This is a genomic window from Sorangium sp. So ce204, assembly GCF_051526795.1.
Lineage (GTDB): Bacteria > Myxococcota_A > Polyangia > Polyangiales > Polyangiaceae > Sorangium > Sorangium cellulosum_B.
This window is the reverse complement of record NZ_CP150317.1, coordinates 1,121,706-1,140,282: the sequence shown is the minus strand read 5'-3', so window position 1 is coordinate 1,140,282 and position 18,577 is coordinate 1,121,706. Positions and strand designations below refer to the sequence as shown.

Below are 18,577 nucleotides of genomic sequence, written 5' to 3'. Positions count from 1 at the left end.
GCATCGAGGAACGGGAGCGCGAGCGCAACTCCGGATGCGCCACGCAGGAAGGTACGGCGGCTCAGAGGTTTCATTGTTTCTCCGGGACGATGACGGGGCGGTAGCGGAAGGCGTCGGTCTGCGTGAGCGCGACCACGAGCTCGGACAGGCTGTAACCGCTGTCCTTGAACGCGAGCGAGAGCGACGCCATCGAGCAGCGATCGGCGGCGGTCTTGTCGCGACCGTAGAAGAAGCGGAAGTTTTGCAGCACGTAGCAGGCGCGCGCCTCCTCGCTCTGCGCGAGGCGCTGGCCCAGCTCGGCGGCGTTCGCCACGGGGCCGTTGACGTCGCGCGTGCTCGAGATGGCGCTCGAGGTGTCGATCGGCCTGCCGGCCTCGTCCGTGCTGCGGGGGCGGCCCACGGCGTCGAACGACTCGAACACCACGCCGATGGGATCCATCAGCGCGTGGCACCCCGCGCAGCTCGGCTCGGTGCGGTGGAGCTCGAGGCGCTCGCGCTGCGAGAGCCCCTCTCCCAGGCCCTCGAGATCGAGCTTCACGTCGTTGGGCGGCGCGGGCACGATCTGGCACAGGAGATCGGTGCGCACCTTGAGGCCGCGGCGGACGATCGAGGTGCGCGTCGCCTTGTCGCGCGTGAGCATCATGCCCTGGGTCAGCACGCCCGAGCGGCCAGGCATGTCGACCTTGATGAAATCGTCGCCGCTCACCCCGCTCACGCCGTAGTGCTGCGCGAGCGCGCCGTTCAGGAAGCTGTAGTCGGCGGCGAAGAGGTCGTCGAGCGAGCCGCTCGGGCTCGCGAAGAGGTCCTTCACGAACGTGCGCGTCTCCGCTCGCAGCAAGGCGGGCAGATCGCGCGAGAGGTCCGGATACACCTCCGGATCGCGGTTCATGCTGCCCAGGATGTCGGTGTCGAGCCACTGGTCGAAGTACTCGAGCAAGCGCTCGGCCCTGGGATCGGCCAGCATGCGCCGCACCTGGGCTTCGAGCTGCTCTGGCGTGCCGAGCTCGTCCGCCTCCGCCGCCCGCGTGAGCTCCTCGTCCGGCTGCGACTGCCAGACCAGGTAGGAGAGCCGCGAGGCCATCTCGTACGGCGTGGGCTCGGTGACGTCCCCCGTGCTCGCCTGGCCGAGCTCGACGCGATAGAGCACGTTCGGCGACTGCAGCATGCTGAAGACGACCCACTCGATGCCGTCGTCGAAGGTGTAGCCGTCCGATCCTGCGGTGAAGCGCTCCTCGTAACTCTGGACCTCGGCCTCCGTGAGCGGCCGGCGGTACGCCCTGGCGCCGAAGGTGCGGATGAAGTCGCGCGCGCACTCGATCTCGCCGATCTCCTCCGGATCGCAGGAGACGAGGCCCGAGGCGTGGGCCGCGACAGCGGCGACCTCCTCCGCGGCGTCGAGGAACTTCTGCGCGACGAGCGAGCCGACGTTCAAGAAGCTCGCGTTGTTGCGGAAGCCGAGCGACTCGGACTCGTTCGGAAATGTGGCGACGACCTTGTCGACGGCGGAGGCCACGCCCGGGACGCCGGAGAAGAGATCCTTCACCGTGTTGGCGTACTCGTAATTGCTGAGGCGGCGGAGCGGGGCCGTACCGGGCTGCGGCGTCTGGCAGAACGCCGAATCCAGCACGTCTTCCGGGGGCTCTACGACCCCAGTCTCGTCCCCGCCGGGGCCCGTGCCAGCCCCGGTGGACTGGCCGGACTCGCCGATTCGGCCGTTGCAAGCCGCGACGAGCGCGAGCAAGAGCGGCGCAGCGTACCTGAGTTGTGAGCCGAGAAGCTCGAGAGGCCAGCGATGCGTGTGTTGCTCGGGGTTCACCGTGTTCTCCACGCCGCGCCCGAAGGAAGGCACGAGTTGGTGCGAGCGCCGACCACATGGATCGGCGCCTGCACGGGTTCCCGACGCTGCGACTCAACAGCGCCGATTTGACATTATGTACCAGAACCTGTCCCGACCGGCTCACGGCAGAGGTCGATCACGAACACTTTTGTGCCCCAACGACCCACCAACCCACCCATTTTATCTGCCGCCGTCGCGTTTTTGAACCTCGACGGTATCTGCGCGCGGCGCCTCGCCGCACATCACTGCCGAGAGCAGATAGTTCAACTATCAACGATTTTGACGCCTGGACGACGGCGTGGTCCGGGATCACCTCGACGCGTCTCGCTGAGCGCCCGCGATCCGAGCGTCACGCCGCCGAGAGGCCCCCATCAGGCGATCACCTGTAGAAGCCGACGTCGTCGATATAGACGTCGAAATCCTGCCCTTCCGTGAACCCGAACTCGATCGCGAAGAGCCCTGTGAGGTCGATGCCCGCGCCGGTTGGCTCGGCGTCCCCGCCGCCGCGCGCGAACTGCTCGAAGGAGATCACGACCGGCGCCCACGCCGTGCCGAGGCGCGCGGTGGATGACCAGTCGTCGAAGCACGGATTGGCCACGTCCTCTCCCGACTCATCGCAGATCCCGCCCGCGGGGTCCGAGGTCTTGTCCGTGATGTTGACCTTCATCGTGGTCGCCGCGTCCGCGTCGCCGAGCTTGGCCCAGAACACGATACCGCTGTACGCCGACGCGTCGTAGGCGAGCAGGCCCCCGTCGGGGCCGTTCAGCGCGAAGCCGAACCCGGCGCCCCACTCGGTGAAGCCGGATCCGAACGTGTGCATCGCCATCGTGCTCTCGCCGCGCGGCTCAGCGAGCGCCTCCGGGATGAACCCGGCGGGGTTCTCGTCCGAGTAGATCGGGGGAGTCTGCGTGCCTGTCCCATCATTGAAGCTGTACCAGTAGCCGACCCTGCCAGCCGCCTCATCGATGGCGCTGTCGCCGTCTTCCATGTCGTCGATCAGCTCGACGTCGGCGGGGACGACCACCTCGCCCCCGCCCGCGCCCGCGCCGGCCTCGCCCCCCGCGCCTGCGCCGGCCTCACCGCCCGCTCCGTCCACCAGGTGGTAGCCGTCGTCCAGCCCCACGAGCGTGGTGCATCCACCGGCTGTGAGCGTCCACGCCGCGCACATCCATGCTGCACGCCTCTTCGCCATATCTTCTCCTACCACCACCGCGTGGGCACGGTCCACCGCGGCCCCACCGCGCCCACGGCCCCCCGGAGAAGCAGCGACGGGCACCGGCGTCGGACGGATCTGCCCTGCAGCGCTGGACGACACCCGGGACTTGCGGCGCAGCGCCGATCCGTGAGACCTTCTGTGCGTGAGGTCACCCAGCGCGCCTGAATCGACAGGCATGGTCGTCGAAGACATAAGGCGCAGCCTGGACGCCGCCCGCGAGGAGCTGTCGGCAGCAGCAGCCGCTGCGCTCTCCGGAAAACCCGGAGACGGGGGATGGGCCCGTTATCAAACTGCGCACGACAAGTGCATCTCGTTCGAGCGAGATCTCGCCCGCGCCACCGGGGAGGAGTGTGCCGTCGAGATCCCCTGGCAGCATCCTTGGAATGCCGGCGCCCCACTCCCGCATGTCTTCTCCTCGGGCTCCAGGACTCTCGTCGTCTACAACATGCGCGAACGTGACCCCGCGTGGGATGGCTCGTATGCGACCGTTGTCGATCCCACCAGCGCCGACCTGCGCCTGATCGCCATCGTCGAATTCGAGCGATGCCTCGCCCACAAGCTCGGGCCACCGAATGACGAGGTGCTCCACGGACATCCCCTGCACGGCCGCGGGTTGGTCTTGTATGCTGCCCACGTCGTCGAGAGGTCTCGATGGATCGCCGAGCTGATGAAGATCAACTCGGTTCACAGCGAGTACAATCCAGATGGGTGGAAGCAGTATCGACACTACTTGCTTGCCTTCCACGACGAGACGTTCGAGTGCATCGCCCGGGGTCATTCCCTCAAACAGACCATGTCGTCATTCCCCGAAGCGCTCCACTCGTGCGCCAAGAGCCTCCTGGCGTGACGCCGCCCAACAAGCTGTTGAAGCAAGCGGCCGCACGTCCGTCGTTGGGCATGACGAAGCAGAGATTGCCACGGAATTCCATCCAGGGCGTTCGAGGGTCCCGGAGGCGATCGTGCGCCGACCCAAAGACGGACAACACGTAGTTTATGGAGTTCTGTTGATTTCTTCGCTGGCCGACGGTGAGCCGTTACAACCGTGAGGGCTGAGCGCTACACTGAGCTCAGCCCCTATGCCCGTCCATGCCATCCGAATCGAAGAGCGCCTCTGGTCGAGCGCGTCGCCGCTCCGCAGGCAGGAGTGGCGCACGCTCACGACCGATATCGTCTCCGGCGAGCCGCCCTGGCCCTCGCGCGAGCCCTGCACCCTCGTCGCCGGTTGCGACGACAGGGACCTCCACTTCGTCTTCGCCGGGAGCGCCGTCTCGGCTGACACCCTCGCCCTCGCGCGGGCGGAGGTCGCGCCGCTCGTTGGCGAGTACGTGGGCCTCATCCAGAAGCTCTCCGGGGGCGACCTCTACCCCGCCCACATCGAGCCCATCGATATGGCCAAGCGTGTCCTCCACGACGCCGGCGCGAGGCGGATAGGCGCCCTCCTCCCCGACCTGAGCCCGAGCTTCGAGACGCGCCGCCGCTTCTTCTCGCTCGTCGTCTCGCTCCTCGTCGACACGACGCAGCTCGGCCCGCTCCCCGCGCATCACCACGCTCGAAGGCGCGTGCGGTAGCCGAGCGTCGGCCACGAACGACGACGAGCGGCGGTCACCCGCACAGGAGACGGGCCCAGATCGGCGTTTTCGGCGCGGAAGCGCACTCCCGTGCGCTGAGCACCGAAAACGTCGAGGTGGGCCCGTATCCGCAGCGGGTGCCCGCCGCTCGGATCAGCGGGCGCCTAGGAAGTCTAGCTTGCCGATCTCGAGCCCGTTGTGGCGCAAGATCGCGTAGGCGGTCGTCACGTGAAAATAGAAGTTGGGCAGCACGAAGTTCAGCAGGTAAACCTGGCCCTTGAACTGCAGCGGCTGATCGCGCGTCGGGATGGTGACATCGCGGTCCTCGGAGCCGTCGATCTGCTCGGGCCGGAGGCTGTTCAGGAACGCGACGGTCTTGGCGATGCGGGCCTGTAGCTCGTCGAAGCTGGCCTCGTTGTCCTCGTACTTCGGCAGGTCCACGGCCGCCAGCCGCGCTCCACAGCCCTTGGCCGAGTCGGAGGCGATCTGCACCTGGCGCGTGAGCGAGAGCATGTCCGGGGCGAGGCGCGCGTCGAGCAGGACGCGCGGCTCGATCTTCTTCGCCTCGGCGTAGGCGGCGGCCTTGGTGAGGATCGCCGAGAGGTTGCCGAGCATCCTGACGAGCACCGGGACAGAGGCCTGATACATCGAGATCGTCATCTTCTCATCTCCTTGCTATCGCACGGTTCAGGCAGCGCGTTCCCCGCACGGCGCACGCGGCGCGGCGCCGGCGCACCCCCCGGCGGGGACGCGAGCAGGCGCGAACATAGGGCATCCTGCTCGCCAGGCAAGCACGCCCTCTCACGCAGGAGCCGCCCGCGCCCCCTCGGGCGCCCGAGCGCGGCGCTCGTTCGCCGCGATCCACGGACTCCAGCGCTGAGGACACGCCCGCGGGGCGCTCCGCGTCATGACGCGCTCGTGAAGTAATGTAAAGAGCATTGACGAACTGGATTCGAGGACGGGGTGCCGCGGCGCGAGGCTCCGTGCCGGGGAGGGAGCGCGACGGCGCGCGCCGTGATGGCCCTCGACGGCCGCGGGGGCGGCACGCTATAGGGGGCGCCGATGCGACACATCCTTTTCCTCAGCTTGTTCACGGCTGCGCTGGCGACCGCATGTGGCTCCTCGACGACCGATCCGGATCCGACCGGGGGCGGCGGGTCGACCGCCAGCTCGACGAGCGAAAGCTCGGCGACCGCGAGCTCGACGACCGCGAGCTCGGCCACCGGCGCAACCTGCACTCCTGGCGAGACCATGTCCTGCACCTGTCACGCCGTCGGCGAGCCGGGCGTCGCGACGTGCCTCACCGACGGCAGCGGCTACGGGCCGTGCATGGAGCAAGGCGGCGGCGCCTGCCGCTGTCCCCTCGGGCGCAGCGACGGCTGCTGCCCTGGCGACGGCATCTGCTGCGCGTGCGTGCAAGGCTGCGATCCGAACACGGATCCCCTGCAAGATCCCGAGACGGACGCGCTCATCGCCTGCGTCTGCGCGGCGGGCGTGTGCGCCGACGAGTGCGAGAGGGAGTGCGCCGGCCAGGGCATCGCGGCGGACTGCAAGGCGTGCGTGCAGCAGGCGGGCGCGGACGCATGCAAGGCGGAGTACGAGGCCTGCGGCGGGACGTGAGCCCGCATCGCGCATCGCGCATCGCGCGGCGCGCGGCGCGCGGCGCACGGCCAATGACGCGCAGGAGGCCGGCGCCGATTCCCCCTTCCTGACCGGCGCCGATTCCCCCCTTCCCCGCCCCGGCCCGCCGCTACATCCTCTCGGGCTCTGCCGCTGTCGCCTCCAGCAGCGCATCGATCCGCCGGAGCAGCTCCGCCGGGTCGATCGGCTTCGGCAGGACACGTCCCCCGTGGGCCGAGAGGAACCGCCTGCTCACCTCGCTCGTGCCCCCTCCGGTCATGAACAGCACCCGGTCGACGAGCGCCGGCAGCTCCGCCTCGAGCCACTCGTGGAGGTCTATCCCCGTACCCTCCTGCATCACGATATCGCAGAGCACGACATCGAAGTTTGCGTCCAGCCGGAGCGCCCTCTGGGCCTCTCTGCCCGAGCGCGCGCAGACGACCTCGTGCGACGCCTCGAGGAGCCCGCGCAGCGCGCTCAGGAGGAGGGGCTCGTCGTCCACGATGAGGATCCGGGCGCGCCGCGCCGGCTCCTCATCCCGCGCGGGCGCAGGCGGCGCGCGACGAGGGGTGAGCTCGGCGCTCGCCCAGGCGGGCAGCCGGACGCGGACGCAGGTGCCGACGCCGGCCTCGCTGCTGACGCCGATGGTGCCGCCGCACGACTCCACGATGTTGCGGCAGATCGCGAGTCCGAGCCCCGTCCCCTCCCCCGCGCGCTTCGTGGTGAAGAACGGCTCGAACAGCCTGTTCATGTGCTCTTCGGGCACGCCGCAGCCGGAGTCCACGATCTCCGCGACGACCTCCCGGCCCTGATCGCGGGTCCGCACCTCGACGACGTTGTCGGCGACGCGCCCCTCCCGGATCGACTGCGCCGCGTTGATGAGCAGGTTGACGAACACCTGCGTCAGGCGCCCCTCCGCGCCGCTCACGGGCGCGACCGAGGCGAGCTCGCGCACGACCCGCGCGCGGTGCTTCATCTGGGGATGCACGATGTTGAGCGCGCTCTCGATCACCGCGTTGACGTCGGTCGGCCCGATCGCCTCGTTCGCCTCCGCGCGCGCGAACACCCCGAGATCCCCGACGATGTCCACCACCCGCCGAGCGCCGTGGCGGGCGTCCGCGAGCGGCTGGGCGAGGAGCTCGGTGGCGACGCCCTTGTCGGCGAGCCGCCGCACCTCGCGGGCGAGCAGCTCGAGGTTGGCGACCACGTACGCGAGAGGGTTGTTGATCTCGTGGGCCACGCCCGCCGCGAGCTGGCCGACCGCGGCCAGCCGCTCGCTGCGCTCGAGCCGTGACCTCAGCTCCTCGGCCCGGCGCCGCCCGGTCACGTCGCGCAGGAGCGCCATGCGCGAGGGGCGCCCCTGCCAGTCCACGTCGACCCAGCGAACGTCGATGACGACCTGCTGCCCTCCGATCTCCAGGCTCGTCTCGCCGGCGCAGAGCGCCGCCGGGCAGCCCCGCCCGGCGACGGGGCGCCCGTCGCCCAGCAGCGACTCCGCGGCGGGGTTCGCGAAGAGCACCGTCCCGGAGGGATCCAGCACGATCACCCCATCGGCGCTCCGGGCGATGAGCTGGTGCAGGTTGGCCTCGTTCTCGCGGGCCTCGGCCATCGCCCGCGCGAGCTGCGTCAGGAGCTGCTGGCGGCTGACCGCATAACGGATGGCTCGCCACAGCGTGTCCGCGTCGAGGCCCCGCTTCACGAGGTAATCCTGCACCGACGCGCCGAGCGCGCGCTCCGCGAGGCGGACGTCGTCGTGGCCCGTCAGCACGACGATGGGCACATGGGGGTCCACCGCCCGCACCCGCTCGACCACCTCGATGCCCTCGCCATCGGGCAAGGAGAGGTCGAGGAGGACGACATCCCACCCCTCGTTCACGCGCGCGAGCCCGGCGGCGAGCGTCTCCGCGTGCGCGAGCTCGGCGCGCTGCCACGGCACGGCGTCGAGGTGGCTTTGCACGACGGAGGCCGCGATGGCGCTGTCCTCGATCAGCAGGAGGCGAAAGCAAGGTGCAGGCGGCGCCCGGCTGGGTTCAGCGGACATGGTGACCCCCTGAGAGCTAAGGAACTCCAACGCTTTCCCGGAATCAAGCGCCTCGCGCCCTCGCCGCGGCGGCGGCTCGCAGCGCGGGCGGAGCGGAGATAGCCGCGCGCCTCCGCCGCGAACGACGCAACGCGGCGGAGCGGCGCTGAGCCGCGGGGCCGGGCGCTCGAGCGGCGAACGAGGCCGGCGCTCGTTATCCTCGCCCGATGCTGCCCCACCCGCCGCGCGTCGTCCGGCTCGTCCTCCTCACCACGAGCGGTGAGCTCCTGGGCGCGCTGCCGCCCTATCAAGCCGCGACGCCTTGGTGGCAGGACGCGCAAGCGGTCGTCCAGGGTGCCCGCGAGCGCTTCGGCCTCCAGGTGACGGTCCTCCGGATGCTCGCCGCCGAGCTCCCGGCCCCCCAAGGCGGGGCGGTCACCTACCTCGCGGAGGCGGAGCTCGACGCGCCGCCGCCCGGCGTCGAGCCCTGGCGCGGGGCGCTCGACGACCACCCGCTCCGGCAACCGTGGGCGCGGCCGGGCGGGCCTGCCGACGACCTCGCGTGGGCGGACGCCGTCCTGCGCGATCGGGGCCTCGCGCGGACGGCGCCCGCCGAGCAGATGCGGTCGTGGAACCTGTCGAGCCTGTGGCGGCTCCGGGTTCGCGACGAGGTTGTCTGGCTGAAGCATGTCCCTCCGTTCTTCGGCCACGAGGGGGCGGTGATCGCGCGGCTCGCGGGGGGACCTGTACCGGCGCTCCTCGGCCACGACGGCCAGCGGATCCTGATGCGGGAGATCCCAGGCGAAGATCTCTACGAGGCCGAGCTACCCGTCCGGGAGCGGTTGGTCTCGCTGCTTGTCGGGCTGCAGCGCGACGCGAGCCGGCGGGTCGACGAGCTCCTTTCGCTGGGGCTGCCGGACTGGCGCGCGCCGGCCATGACCCGGCTCATCGCGGACGTGGTGACGCGGACGCCCGACCTGTCCGCCGGCGATCGGGCGACCCTCGACAGCTTCGTCGGCGGCCTGCCCGAGCGCTTCGCTCGACTCGCCGAGGCCGGCCTGCCCGACACGCTGGTTCACGGCGACTTCCACGTCGGCAACGCCCGCGGCGACGCGACGTCGGCCGTCCTGCTGGACTGGGGCGACAGCGGCGTCGGGCATCCGCTGCTCGACCAGCCAGCGTTCCTCGACGGCGCCCCGCCCGGCGCGGTCGAGCCGCTCCGGAGCTCCTGGAGCCGCGCGTGGCGCGCCGCGATCCCGGGCTCCGACCCCGAGCGCGCCGCCGAGCTGCTCGCGCCCGTCGCAGCGGCCCGCCAGGCGATCATCTACCGCAAGTTCCTCGACGACATCGAGCCGTCGGAGCACCCCTACCACGCGAGAGATCCCGTGGCGTGGCTCGCGAGGACAGCCGCGGTGGCGCGCTCTCGATCCTGCTAGTCTCGACGTGGGCACAGTGAAGGTCAACACGGTCAAGAAGCGAACTCACTCGCTCTACCGCCAAGACCTGCGCTGGTACCACTGCGCCCGATGTGCCCCGGCGACGTCGAGCACCAGGAGTTCGAGTACCTTCGGCGCGGGACCGTGAGCTTCGTGGCGTTCACGAGGCGTTCGGTCGGCCGCTCGGCCCTTCGCCAGCGTCGAACGTGCGAGCAAGCTCGGACCGTTCGTCGACGCGCCGCTCGCCTGGAGTCGCCGCCGGCGCCTTGCAGCCCCCGCGCCGAGCGGCTGCTCGGTCCAATCTTGCTGTTCGACGCCGCGGGCCCCTCCCCATCGCAAGCAGGGTGCACCACGCTCCGGGTGGGCAAGGGACAAAGCACCGCAGTCATAGAGCTTGCCCGGGGGCGCGAATGGCTGACACGACCGACATCAACAAGGCGAGCGCGGATGAGTTTCAACGGGTGAGCCAGGTGAGCGAGCAAGGCGCGCAGCTCATCGTTCAGAAGCGCGAGGAGCTCGGGGGGTTCAGCAGCTGGGAGCAGATCCAACAGGTGACCGGCGTCAGCACGATGATGATAGAGAGCCTGAAGGACGCGGGCTTTTACGTGACGCACGCGAGCACGTCGGCGCGCCGTACACAGCCTCGGTGATGCAGCGAGCGAGCAGCCTGAGGCTGCTCTCGAGGCTGGGCGCGTCGAGACACCCTGCGAGGCCTTGAGCGGCACGGGTCGGCCCCGCCGGGGAGAGAGCGCGGCGGGGCTGTTGTTCGTCGCCGCGAAGCGGCTCCGTTCGACAAGGTCGTGAAGCGGCTTCGTCCATGCCGCCCCGTTCGCCCTGGTCGCTTGACGCGCAGGCGCAGGCGCGCAGGTTGGCATCGAGGATCTGCCGGCGGTCGGCTCGTCGAGCGCGCACACAGGATCCGTGGCAAGGTGCTTGCCTGTCCGACGCGCACCAAGCGGCGTCCTGGGAAGCCAGGCAGCTTGATGACGGGAGGGCTCATGACCGATTCCATCGTTGCAACACCGTGTCTGCCGATAGCGGGGCCGTCAGCGGCCCCCGGATCGGATGCGGAGGCCGAACCATCCGCCGAACAAGGCACGATCCAGCGGATGTTGCGGGTGGATCCGGCGATGCGCGAGCCCGACGCCGAGGCGACGCTCATCCTGTCGCTGGCATCGGCGTGGATGTACTCGGATCTGGACACGCTGGAGAAGGCGATGTCGGTCTACGGCGACTGGGACCTCGCGCGGATCAGCGTGCGGAACGACGCGCTCTTCCTGGCGAGCGACGTGTGCTTCATCCAGAGCAGGTGCAGGCGGCTCCTCATCCTGTGCGTCAAGGGGACCGAGCCGGGGAACCTCTTCAACTGGCTCACGGACGCGAGCGTCGCGTCGCAGCGATTTTGTTCGCTCGGGCACGTCCACGGCGGCTTCGCCCGCAACGTCGATGTGATGTGGTCGATCATCGACAAGCATCTCGCTGCGGCGCTGCGCGGCGAGCACATCCGTGATGTCCTCCCGGGCACCGAGATATCCCCGCGCCCCGACGTCGCGTCGACGCCTGCCGCCGGGCGTGCGCCCGAGGCGCAGGGCAAGCTGGAGGCGCTCTTCATCACCGGTCACAGCCTGGGCGCAGCGATGGCGGCCCTCATCGCCGCGCGCCTGTTCACGGACAGCAAGTACGGGGAGATCCGGCAGCGGCTCCGTGGGGTCTACACCTTCGGGCAGCCCATGATCGGCGACGCGGGCTTCGCCGCCAGGGCCGAAGAGCTCTTCGGAGACAGGCTGTTTCGATTCGTCTATGACAACGACATCGTGCCGCGCCTGCCGCCGCTCTCGACGGGGTACTTCGTGCACTTCGGGAGGGCGCACCGCTCGCGGGGGCAGGGGTGGACGTACGAGGGCAAGATCGCGGGCCAGACGCGCACGCTCCTCGTGAGCGCGGCGGTCGGTATCTTCGCCTGGGTGAAGGAGCAGCTGCCCATCCTCCGATGGGTGCCTGTGCCGTTCTCGTGGGGTGATCACTCGCCAGCCAACTACGTGGAGGCGTCGCAGCTAGGCACGGCCCAGCCAGCCATCTTCCGATTCAGGCTTGAGTAGACGGGGACCGCGCCCCCGCCCCTCGGCGCGGCGCCGGGCCGCCGTGGGCGTCCGGCTCCGCGCGCCACGTGACGCGTCAATCCGGCGGTGCGTGACCGCTCGCCCGAGGCTACCGCGCGAGGCGGCAGCGACCGGTGGGGCTTTGATGAACCAGGAGAACCTCGCTCCAAGGACGGTGTTCCAGGGCTGCTACGAGATCCTCTCCCTGCTCCGGGAGAGCAGGCTCGCTGTCGTCTACGAGGGGCGGCAGATCGCGAGCGGGCAGCCGGTCGTCCTCAAGATCATGCGCCTCCCGCGGGACCACGGCCCCGCGGATCTGGCGCGCCGTCGCAGCACGCGATTTCTGCGGGAGATGCGCCGCTGCGCGCGGCTCCACCATCCCGGCATCGTCCGGCCCATCGACGCGGGACAGACGGACGAGGGTCAGCTCTATGCTGTCTTCGAGCGCGTGCCCGGGCAGAGCCTGGCCGAGCTGCTGTCGGCCCAAGGCCCGCTCGAGCCGCCGGCGGCGCGGCGCCTGATGAGGCAGGTCCTCGACGCGCTGGGCTGCGCGCACCGGCAGGGCGTCGTCCACGGGGATCTCAGGCCGGCCCACGTGATGGTCGTGCCCTCGGAAGCACAGCGGAGCGCCCTGGTGCTCGGCTTTGGCTTCAGCGCGGTCGCCGCCGTCGCGCGAGCGGACCAGGAGGAAGCGCCCGTGTCCGGCCGCGAGCTCGTGGGCTCGCAGGCTTACCTGGCGCCCGAGCAGCGCCGGGGGTTCCCGCCGACGGCGCGCTCGGACCTGTATGCCTGGGGTCTCGTGTTCCTCGAGTGCCTCACGGGCAGGCGTGCAGGCCGCGGCGGGCCGCCGGAAGGAGCGGCTCTCCAGCGAGATGGCCGTGAGCCAGTGAGGATGCCTCGAGCGCTCCTCGAGCACCCGCTCGGCACCCTCTTGCGACGGGCGACGGTCGAGGAGATCGCGGCGCGGAACGTCACGGCCGACGGCCTGCTGCGCGAGGTCGACGCCTGCGATGTGGGCGGGCTCCGCCGGGAAGACCTGGTGAAGCCGGACGAGCTGGCGAGCGGAGCAGCGAGAAGGACAGAGGAGCGAGCGGGCAGCGCCGCGCTTCCACCGGGACTGGCATCGGCGCGGATGCCGGAGGAGCGAACAGGCAACGCTGAGCCCACCCAGGAGGAGGCGGCTGCGCCACCGTCCGCCGGGCCCGCAAGGGGCGTCATGCGTCTGGAGGCCGGCGACCGCATCAAGCATTACGAGATCATCCGCAAGCTGGGCCAGGGAGGCATGAGCGTCGTGTACCTGGCCCGCGACACGAAGCTCGGCCGACTTGTCGCGCTCAAGCTCCTGCTCAGGTACAGCGGGCACAGGATCGAGCGCTTCCTGGCCGAGGCGCGGGCCACGGCGCGCTGCAGGCACGACAACATCGTGGTCATCCACGAGGTCGATGAGATTCGTCAATATCCCTACCTCGTGCTCGAATACATCAAGGGTCTCACGCTGCGCGAGTGGATGACCCAGCGCGAGCACCCCGGCGCGTCCGGGTCGCCCGGCGCCCACACACCGCCCTGCCCGAGGGCGCCAAACGTCGTGATCGAGCTCATGACTCCGGTGGTTCGCGCGCTGGTGTGCGCGCACGAGCACGGGATCGTCCACCGCGATCTCAAGCCGGAGAACATCCTCCTGGATGACGCCGGATGCATCAAGGTGGTCGATTTCGGTATCGCCAAGCAGATCGAGGCCAAGGTGGCCTCGACGATGACGAGCGCCCGGGCGGCGCTCGCCGGAGACGCTGGCCAGCGCCGGAGAAGCGCGGCTGTCGGCACGCCACGGTACATGTCCCCCGAGCAACTGCTGGGCGGGGACGTCGACCATCGCGCTGACCTGTGGGCCGTGGGCATCATCCTGTACGAGCTGCTCACGGGGGAGCACCCGCTGGAGCCGTTCTCGCGCGCGCGGCTCTCGGACGTCGCGAGCTTCGATGTTCCGATGCCCCGCCTCGGCGAGAAGCGCCCGGATGTGGGTGCGCTTGGCGCCCTGGTCGACCGTTGCCTGAAGAAGAGCAAGGCCGAGCGCGTCGGCTCGGCCACGGAGCTCCTTGCCGAGCTCGAGGCGCTCTTGCCCGGTCGCAAGGCGCTCGACCTCGGCGAGGAGGAGAGCCCGTTTGCCGGCCTGTCCGCCTTCCAGGAGGCGGACGCGGCGCGGTTCTTCGGCCGCGATCGTGAGATCGCCGCCACGACGGCGCGGCTGCGCAACCAGCCGCTCCTGGCCGTCGCCGGGCCCTCCGGGGCAGGCAAGTCGTCGTTCGTGCGCGCGGGGGTGATCCCGGCATTGAAGGGCTCCGAGGAGCGCTGGGAAGCGTTTGTTCTGCGCCCAGGGCGCCGTCCCCTGTCCTCGCTCATCGATGTGCTCGTGCAGGTCGCCGGGGCGGAGTCCACGAGCAGCGCAGCGACGGGTCCGCCCGAGCTCCCCGATCACGACGAGCTGCTCGCCACCCTGCGCTCCCAGCCGGGCTACCTGGGTGTTCGGCTGCGCGCGCGCTGTCGCCGTGCGGGACCCGGGCACCGTATCCTGATCTTCGTCGATCAGTTTGAAGAGCTCTACACGCTCGGCGCCGCGCCCGAGGAGCGGGCGGCGTTCGTCGCCTGCCTGGAAGCTGCGGCTGACGACGCCTCGTCGCCCCTGCGCGTCCTGCTCGCCGTCCGCTCGGACTTCCTCGATCGGATGGCCGAGGATCATCATTTCATGAACGACGTGACCCGCGGGCTCTGGTTCCTTCCGCCGATGGGGCGAGGCGGCCTGCGCGAAGCCTTGACGAGGCCGATCGAGGCGGCAGCTCATCGCTTCGAGACGGCGGAGATGGTCGAGCACATGCTGAGCACGCTCGAGAGCACGCGGAGCCCCTTGCCGCTCTTGCAGTTCACGGCCGCTCAGCTGTGGGAGGCGCGGGATCGCGCGCGCCGGGTCTTGACGCGGGACAGCTATGACCAGCTCGGCGGCGTCGCCGGTGCCCTGTCCGCCCATGCGGACGCGGTGCTCTCGGCGCTCCCCTCTCGCGAGCAGCGCCTGGCCCGGGCGGTGCTCTTGCGCCTGGTCACGCCCGAGCGCACGCGCGCGGTGGTGAGCCTGGACGAGCTCCGCGAGCTGGCCCAGGGCGGCGAAGGCGACGCCGGCGACGCGGTCGTGCAGGTGGTCCAGCGCCTGGCCGGCGCGCGGCTCCTGCTCATCGAAGCTGGCGAGGAGACCGGCGGCGCGCGCGATCGCGCGACGGTGGAGCTTGTCCACGAGTCCTTGATCGAGAGGTGGCCGAAGCTCGGGCAGTGGCTCGCCGAAAGCGAGCAAGATGCGCAGTTCCTGGCCCGGCTGCGCTCCGCCGCTCAGCAGTGGGAGGCGAGCGGTCGGGCCGAGGGGCTGCTCTGGCGCGATCGCACGGCGCAGGACGCCAGGGCGTGGCACGAGCGCCATCGCGCTGCCCGCGGAGCCGATGGGCGCGTCGGGCTCAGCAGGCGCGAGGAGCGCTATCTGCTGGCCGTCGTGGACCACGCCGACCGCGCGCGCCGCTTGCGCCAGCGGCTCACCACAGGCGTGACTGCCACGCTCGGCGCGGTTGCGCTCATCGTGTCGTACCTGGCGATTCGCGCTGACCAGGAAGCGGCTCGTGCGCGAGCCGAAGCCCTGCAGGCGCGCAACGCCACCCGCATGGCCGCGGCTCGCGAGCTGCAAGCCGATCCCACGACCGTGGTCGCGATCCTGCGCGAGATCGAGCCACCTGACGTGCCGCGAGGGTGGTCCGTGCTCGCGCGCTGGACGCTCCAGAACTGGGTTGCTCGCGCGGTGCTCGATCATTCGCATTGGGTCCGGTATGCGGCCTACAGCCCTGACGGCAAGCGCATCGTCACTGCATCTTATGACAAGACAGCGCGGGTGTGGAACGCCGACGGCACCGGTGAGCCCCTGGTCCTTCACGGTCACGGGGATGGGGTCCATGCGGCTGCGTTCAGCCCCGATGGCAAGCGCATCGTCACTGCGTCTTCGGACAAGACCGCGCGGGTGTGGAACGCCGACGGCACCGGTGAGCCCCTGGTCCTTCGCGGTCACGGGGATGGGGTCCATGCGGCTGCGTTCAGCCCCGATGGCAAGCGCATCGTCACTGCGTCTTCGGACAAGACCGCGCGGGTGTGGAACGCCAACGGCACCGGTGAGCCCCTGGTCCTTCGCGGTCACGGGGATGTGGTCCATGCGGCTGCTTTCAGCCCCGATGGCAAGCGCATCGTCACTGCGTCTTCGGACAAGACCGCACGGGTGTGGAACGCCGATGGCATCGGTGAGCCCATCATGCTGCGTGGCCACGAGGATCGGGTCCTGGGGGCAACGTTCAGCCCCGACGGCGAGCGCATCGTCACCGCGTCTTCGGACAAGACCGCACGGGCATGGAACTCCGATGGGACGGGTGAGCCCCTGATCCTTCGCGGTCACGAGGCGGAGCTCACTTCAGCTGTGTTCAGTCCTGACGGCGAGCGCATCGTCACCGCGTCTTTGGACAAGACCGCGCGGGTGTGGAACGCCGATGGGACGGGTGAGCCCCTGGTCCTTCGCGGTCACGAGGATTGCGTCCTGGGGGCGGCGTTCAGCCCCGACGGCAAGCGCATCGTCACCGCGTCACAGGACAGGACCGCGCTGGTATGGAACGCCGAGGGCAAGGGTGAGCCCCTGGTCCTTCGCGGTCACGAGGCTGGCATCGAATTGGCGGTGTTCAGCCCCGACAGCGAGAGCATTGTCACCGCGTCGTATGACATGACCGCGCGAATATGGAGTTCCCCCGGTGTGAGAGAGCCCCTGGTCCTTCGCGGTCACGAGCAAGGGGTCACTTCAGCTGCGTTCAGCCCCGACGGCAAGCGCATCGTCACCGCGTCTTCGGACAAGACCGCGCGGGTATGGAACGCCGACGGCTCGGGCGAGCCTCTGGTGCTGCGCGGCCACGGGAATGGCGTCTACGCGGCTGCGTTCAGCCCCGACGGCAAGCGCATCGTCACCGCGTCCTTGGACAGGACCGCGCGGGTGTGGAACGCCGATGGCACGGGTGAGCCCCTGCTCCTGCGCGGTCACGACGATGGCGTCCTGGAGGCGGCGTTCAGCCCCGACGGAGAGCGCATCGTCACCGCGTCCTATGACAAGACCGCGCGGGTATGGAATGCGGATGGCAGCGGCGAGCCCCTCGTGCTTCGCGGTCACGAGGATCGGGTCTTGACAGCAGCGTTCAGCCCCGACGGCGCGCACATTGTCACCGCATCCTGGGACAAGACGGCGCGGGTGTGGAACGCCGATGGCTCGGGCGAGCCCCTGGTCCTTCGCGGTCACGACCACCGCGTGATGAACGCGGCGTTCAGCCCCGACGGTAGGCGCATTGTGACCACATCATTGGACAAGACCGCGAGAGTGTGGAACGCCGATGGCTCGGGCGAGCCTCTGGTCCTTCGCGGTCACGAGCATTGGGTCTTGTGGGCGGTATTCAGCCCGGATGGCAAACGCGTCCTCACGGCGTCATGGGACAAGACGATGGGATCGTGGAATACCGATGGCACAGGCGAGCCCCTGTTCCTCCGCGGCTCCGACTCTCCGATCAACGCCGCGGCGTTCAGCACCGATGGCAAGCGCATCGCTACCGCGTCCGACGACAAGACCGTGCGGGTGTGGACCGACCTCGAGACGCTCCGCGGCGTCGACGATCCGAAGCTGTGGACCGCAACCACCTACTGCATGCCCATCGAGCGAAGGATAGAGCTCTTTCGCGTGCCCAAAACTACGGCCCGAACCGACCGAGAAGCCTGTCTGCGCCGCGTCGAGGAGGCCCGCGCGGCGGCCCGGGAGCAGCGGTGAGCTGTTTCCGCCCTTCGGTGGCCATCCATTCCGGTCTCGGATCCGCCGCCCCCCTCGCCATGCCACGCTGCCACGTCGCGACCTCGTAGCGCCCCCTCCGCGGCCGCCCGTTGCGGTTTCGACCTGGCCCGCCCCCCTCGCCATGCCACGCTGCCACGTCGCGACCTCCCCGCCTGCCCCTCCGAGGCCGCCCGTTTCGGTTTCAGACCGACCCGACCCCCCTCGCGAGGCCGCCCCACCCCATCGCGACTTCCTCGCCTCCCCCTCCGAGGCCTCCCGTTTCGGTCCCGACCCGCCCGACCCCCCTCGCGAGGCCGCCCCACCCCATCGCGACCTCCCCGTTCCGCCTCCCCTCTCGCGCCGCCCTACGCCCTCACGGCGGAAACCCCGGCGACTCCCCTTCCTCCCCGTCGTCTCCGCCGGAGCCCAGCACGTCCGGGTTCGCCCCCTGCCCTCCGGCGCCGGCGACCGCCTCGCTCGAGCCTCGGGGACTCGGCGCGGCCCTGCGCGCCGAGGGTCAGGCCGGCGACGAAGAAGAGCCCCGCCGTCGCACGCGCGGCGGCGAGGCGAGGCCGGCGGCGCACGAGGCGAGAGCGAAGCGGGACCGGGCAGGGCACGCCGAGCGGCCTGGTGCTGCGGCGGCTGACGCCACAAGGCCAGGCCGGAGCGCCCGCTGCGCTGCGCCGCGCCGCGCGCGCTCTGGCCCAGGCGCCCTCTGCTCCAAAGCGCCCTCTGCATCCGCTCCCTTCGCCAGCTGGCTTGATGCCTCGCTCGTCCGGCAGGGCGGCCGGCGGCACGCGCGCCGTGAGGTGCGCTGGGTACACGCTTGTTCCGGACGAGGGGCGGAGAAGAGTCTATAGAAGATGCGATGGGCAGCGAGGTTGGCTGCCCGAAGAAGAAGCGATAGGG

11 protein-coding genes are annotated in these 18,577 nt (G+C 70.2%); 7 read left to right on the top strand and 4 right to left on the bottom strand.

Translation table 11 applies throughout. From position 1 onward, the window contains the following. Positions 1 to 70: 70 nt before the first annotated feature. Complete coding sequence (locus WMF22_RS04165; RefSeq protein WP_438034917.1) at positions 71 to 1,627, bottom strand: DUF1592 domain-containing protein; 1,557 nt, start codon at positions 1,625 to 1,627, stop codon at positions 71 to 73. A 589-nt stretch (positions 1,628 to 2,216) separates the two neighbouring features. Next, positions 2,217 to 3,029 (bottom strand): hypothetical protein, encoded by an 813-nt coding sequence (locus WMF22_RS04160; RefSeq protein WP_438034916.1) that lies wholly within the window; start codon positions 3,027 to 3,029, stop codon positions 2,217 to 2,219. Between the two features lie 199 nt (positions 3,030 to 3,228). On the opposite strand from WMF22_RS04160, the gene WMF22_RS04155 reads away from it, so the two are divergent. Both WMF22_RS04155 and WMF22_RS04150 read left to right on the top strand, forming a co-directional pair. Beyond that, positions 3,229 to 3,900: a hypothetical protein gene (locus WMF22_RS04155; protein WP_438034915.1), complete on the top strand. Its 672-nt coding sequence runs from the start codon at positions 3,229 to 3,231 to the stop codon at positions 3,898 to 3,900. Positions 3,901 to 4,129: 229 nt separating this feature from the next. Further along, positions 4,130 to 4,621: a UPF0262 family protein gene (locus tag WMF22_RS04150; protein WP_438034914.1), complete on the top strand. Its 492-nt coding sequence runs from the start codon at positions 4,130 to 4,132 to the stop codon at positions 4,619 to 4,621. A 153-nt stretch (positions 4,622 to 4,774) separates the two neighbouring features. On the opposite strand, the gene WMF22_RS04145 is transcribed toward WMF22_RS04150, so the two are convergent. Beyond that, the gene (locus WMF22_RS04145) at positions 4,775 to 5,281 is read right to left on the bottom strand and encodes a DUF1993 domain-containing protein (RefSeq protein ID WP_438034913.1); all 507 of its coding nucleotides are present in this window, start codon (positions 5,279 to 5,281) and stop codon (positions 4,775 to 4,777) included. 402 nt (positions 5,282 to 5,683) lie between these two features. On the opposite strand from WMF22_RS04145, the gene WMF22_RS04140 reads away from it, so the two are divergent. Then, positions 5,684 to 6,241 (top strand): hypothetical protein, encoded by a 558-nt coding sequence (locus WMF22_RS04140; RefSeq protein ID WP_438034912.1) that lies wholly within the window; start codon positions 5,684 to 5,686, stop codon positions 6,239 to 6,241. Positions 6,242 to 6,371: 130 nt separating this feature from the next. Here the strand turns inward: WMF22_RS04140 and WMF22_RS04135 are convergent, their stop codons facing one another. Continuing rightward, positions 6,372 to 8,282 (bottom strand): response regulator, encoded by a 1,911-nt coding sequence (locus WMF22_RS04135; protein WP_438034911.1) that lies wholly within the window; start codon positions 8,280 to 8,282, stop codon positions 6,372 to 6,374. A 206-nt stretch (positions 8,283 to 8,488) separates the two neighbouring features. Here WMF22_RS04135 and WMF22_RS04130 point away from each other — a divergent pair, with 206 nt between their 5' ends. The 4 genes from WMF22_RS04130 (at position 8,489) to WMF22_RS04115 (ending at position 17,668) form a co-directional block, all read left to right on the top strand. Continuing rightward, complete coding sequence (locus WMF22_RS04130) at positions 8,489 to 9,697, top strand: aminoglycoside phosphotransferase family protein (protein ID WP_438034910.1); 1,209 nt, start codon at positions 8,489 to 8,491, stop codon at positions 9,695 to 9,697. A gap of 410 nt (positions 9,698 to 10,107) precedes the next feature. Further along, entirely contained in the window at positions 10,108 to 10,347 is a 240-nt protein-coding gene (locus tag WMF22_RS04125; RefSeq protein WP_437297811.1) for a ComEA family DNA-binding protein, read from the top strand. 480 nt (positions 10,348 to 10,827) lie between these two features. Continuing rightward, complete coding sequence (locus WMF22_RS04120) at positions 10,828 to 11,796, top strand: lipase family protein (RefSeq protein WP_437297810.1); 969 nt, start codon at positions 10,828 to 10,830, stop codon at positions 11,794 to 11,796. 145 nt (positions 11,797 to 11,941) lie between these two features. Beyond that, entirely contained in the window at positions 11,942 to 17,668 is a 5,727-nt protein-coding gene (locus tag WMF22_RS04115) for an nSTAND1 domain-containing NTPase (protein ID WP_438034909.1), read from the top strand. The last annotated feature ends 909 nt before the right edge of the window (positions 17,669 to 18,577 follow it).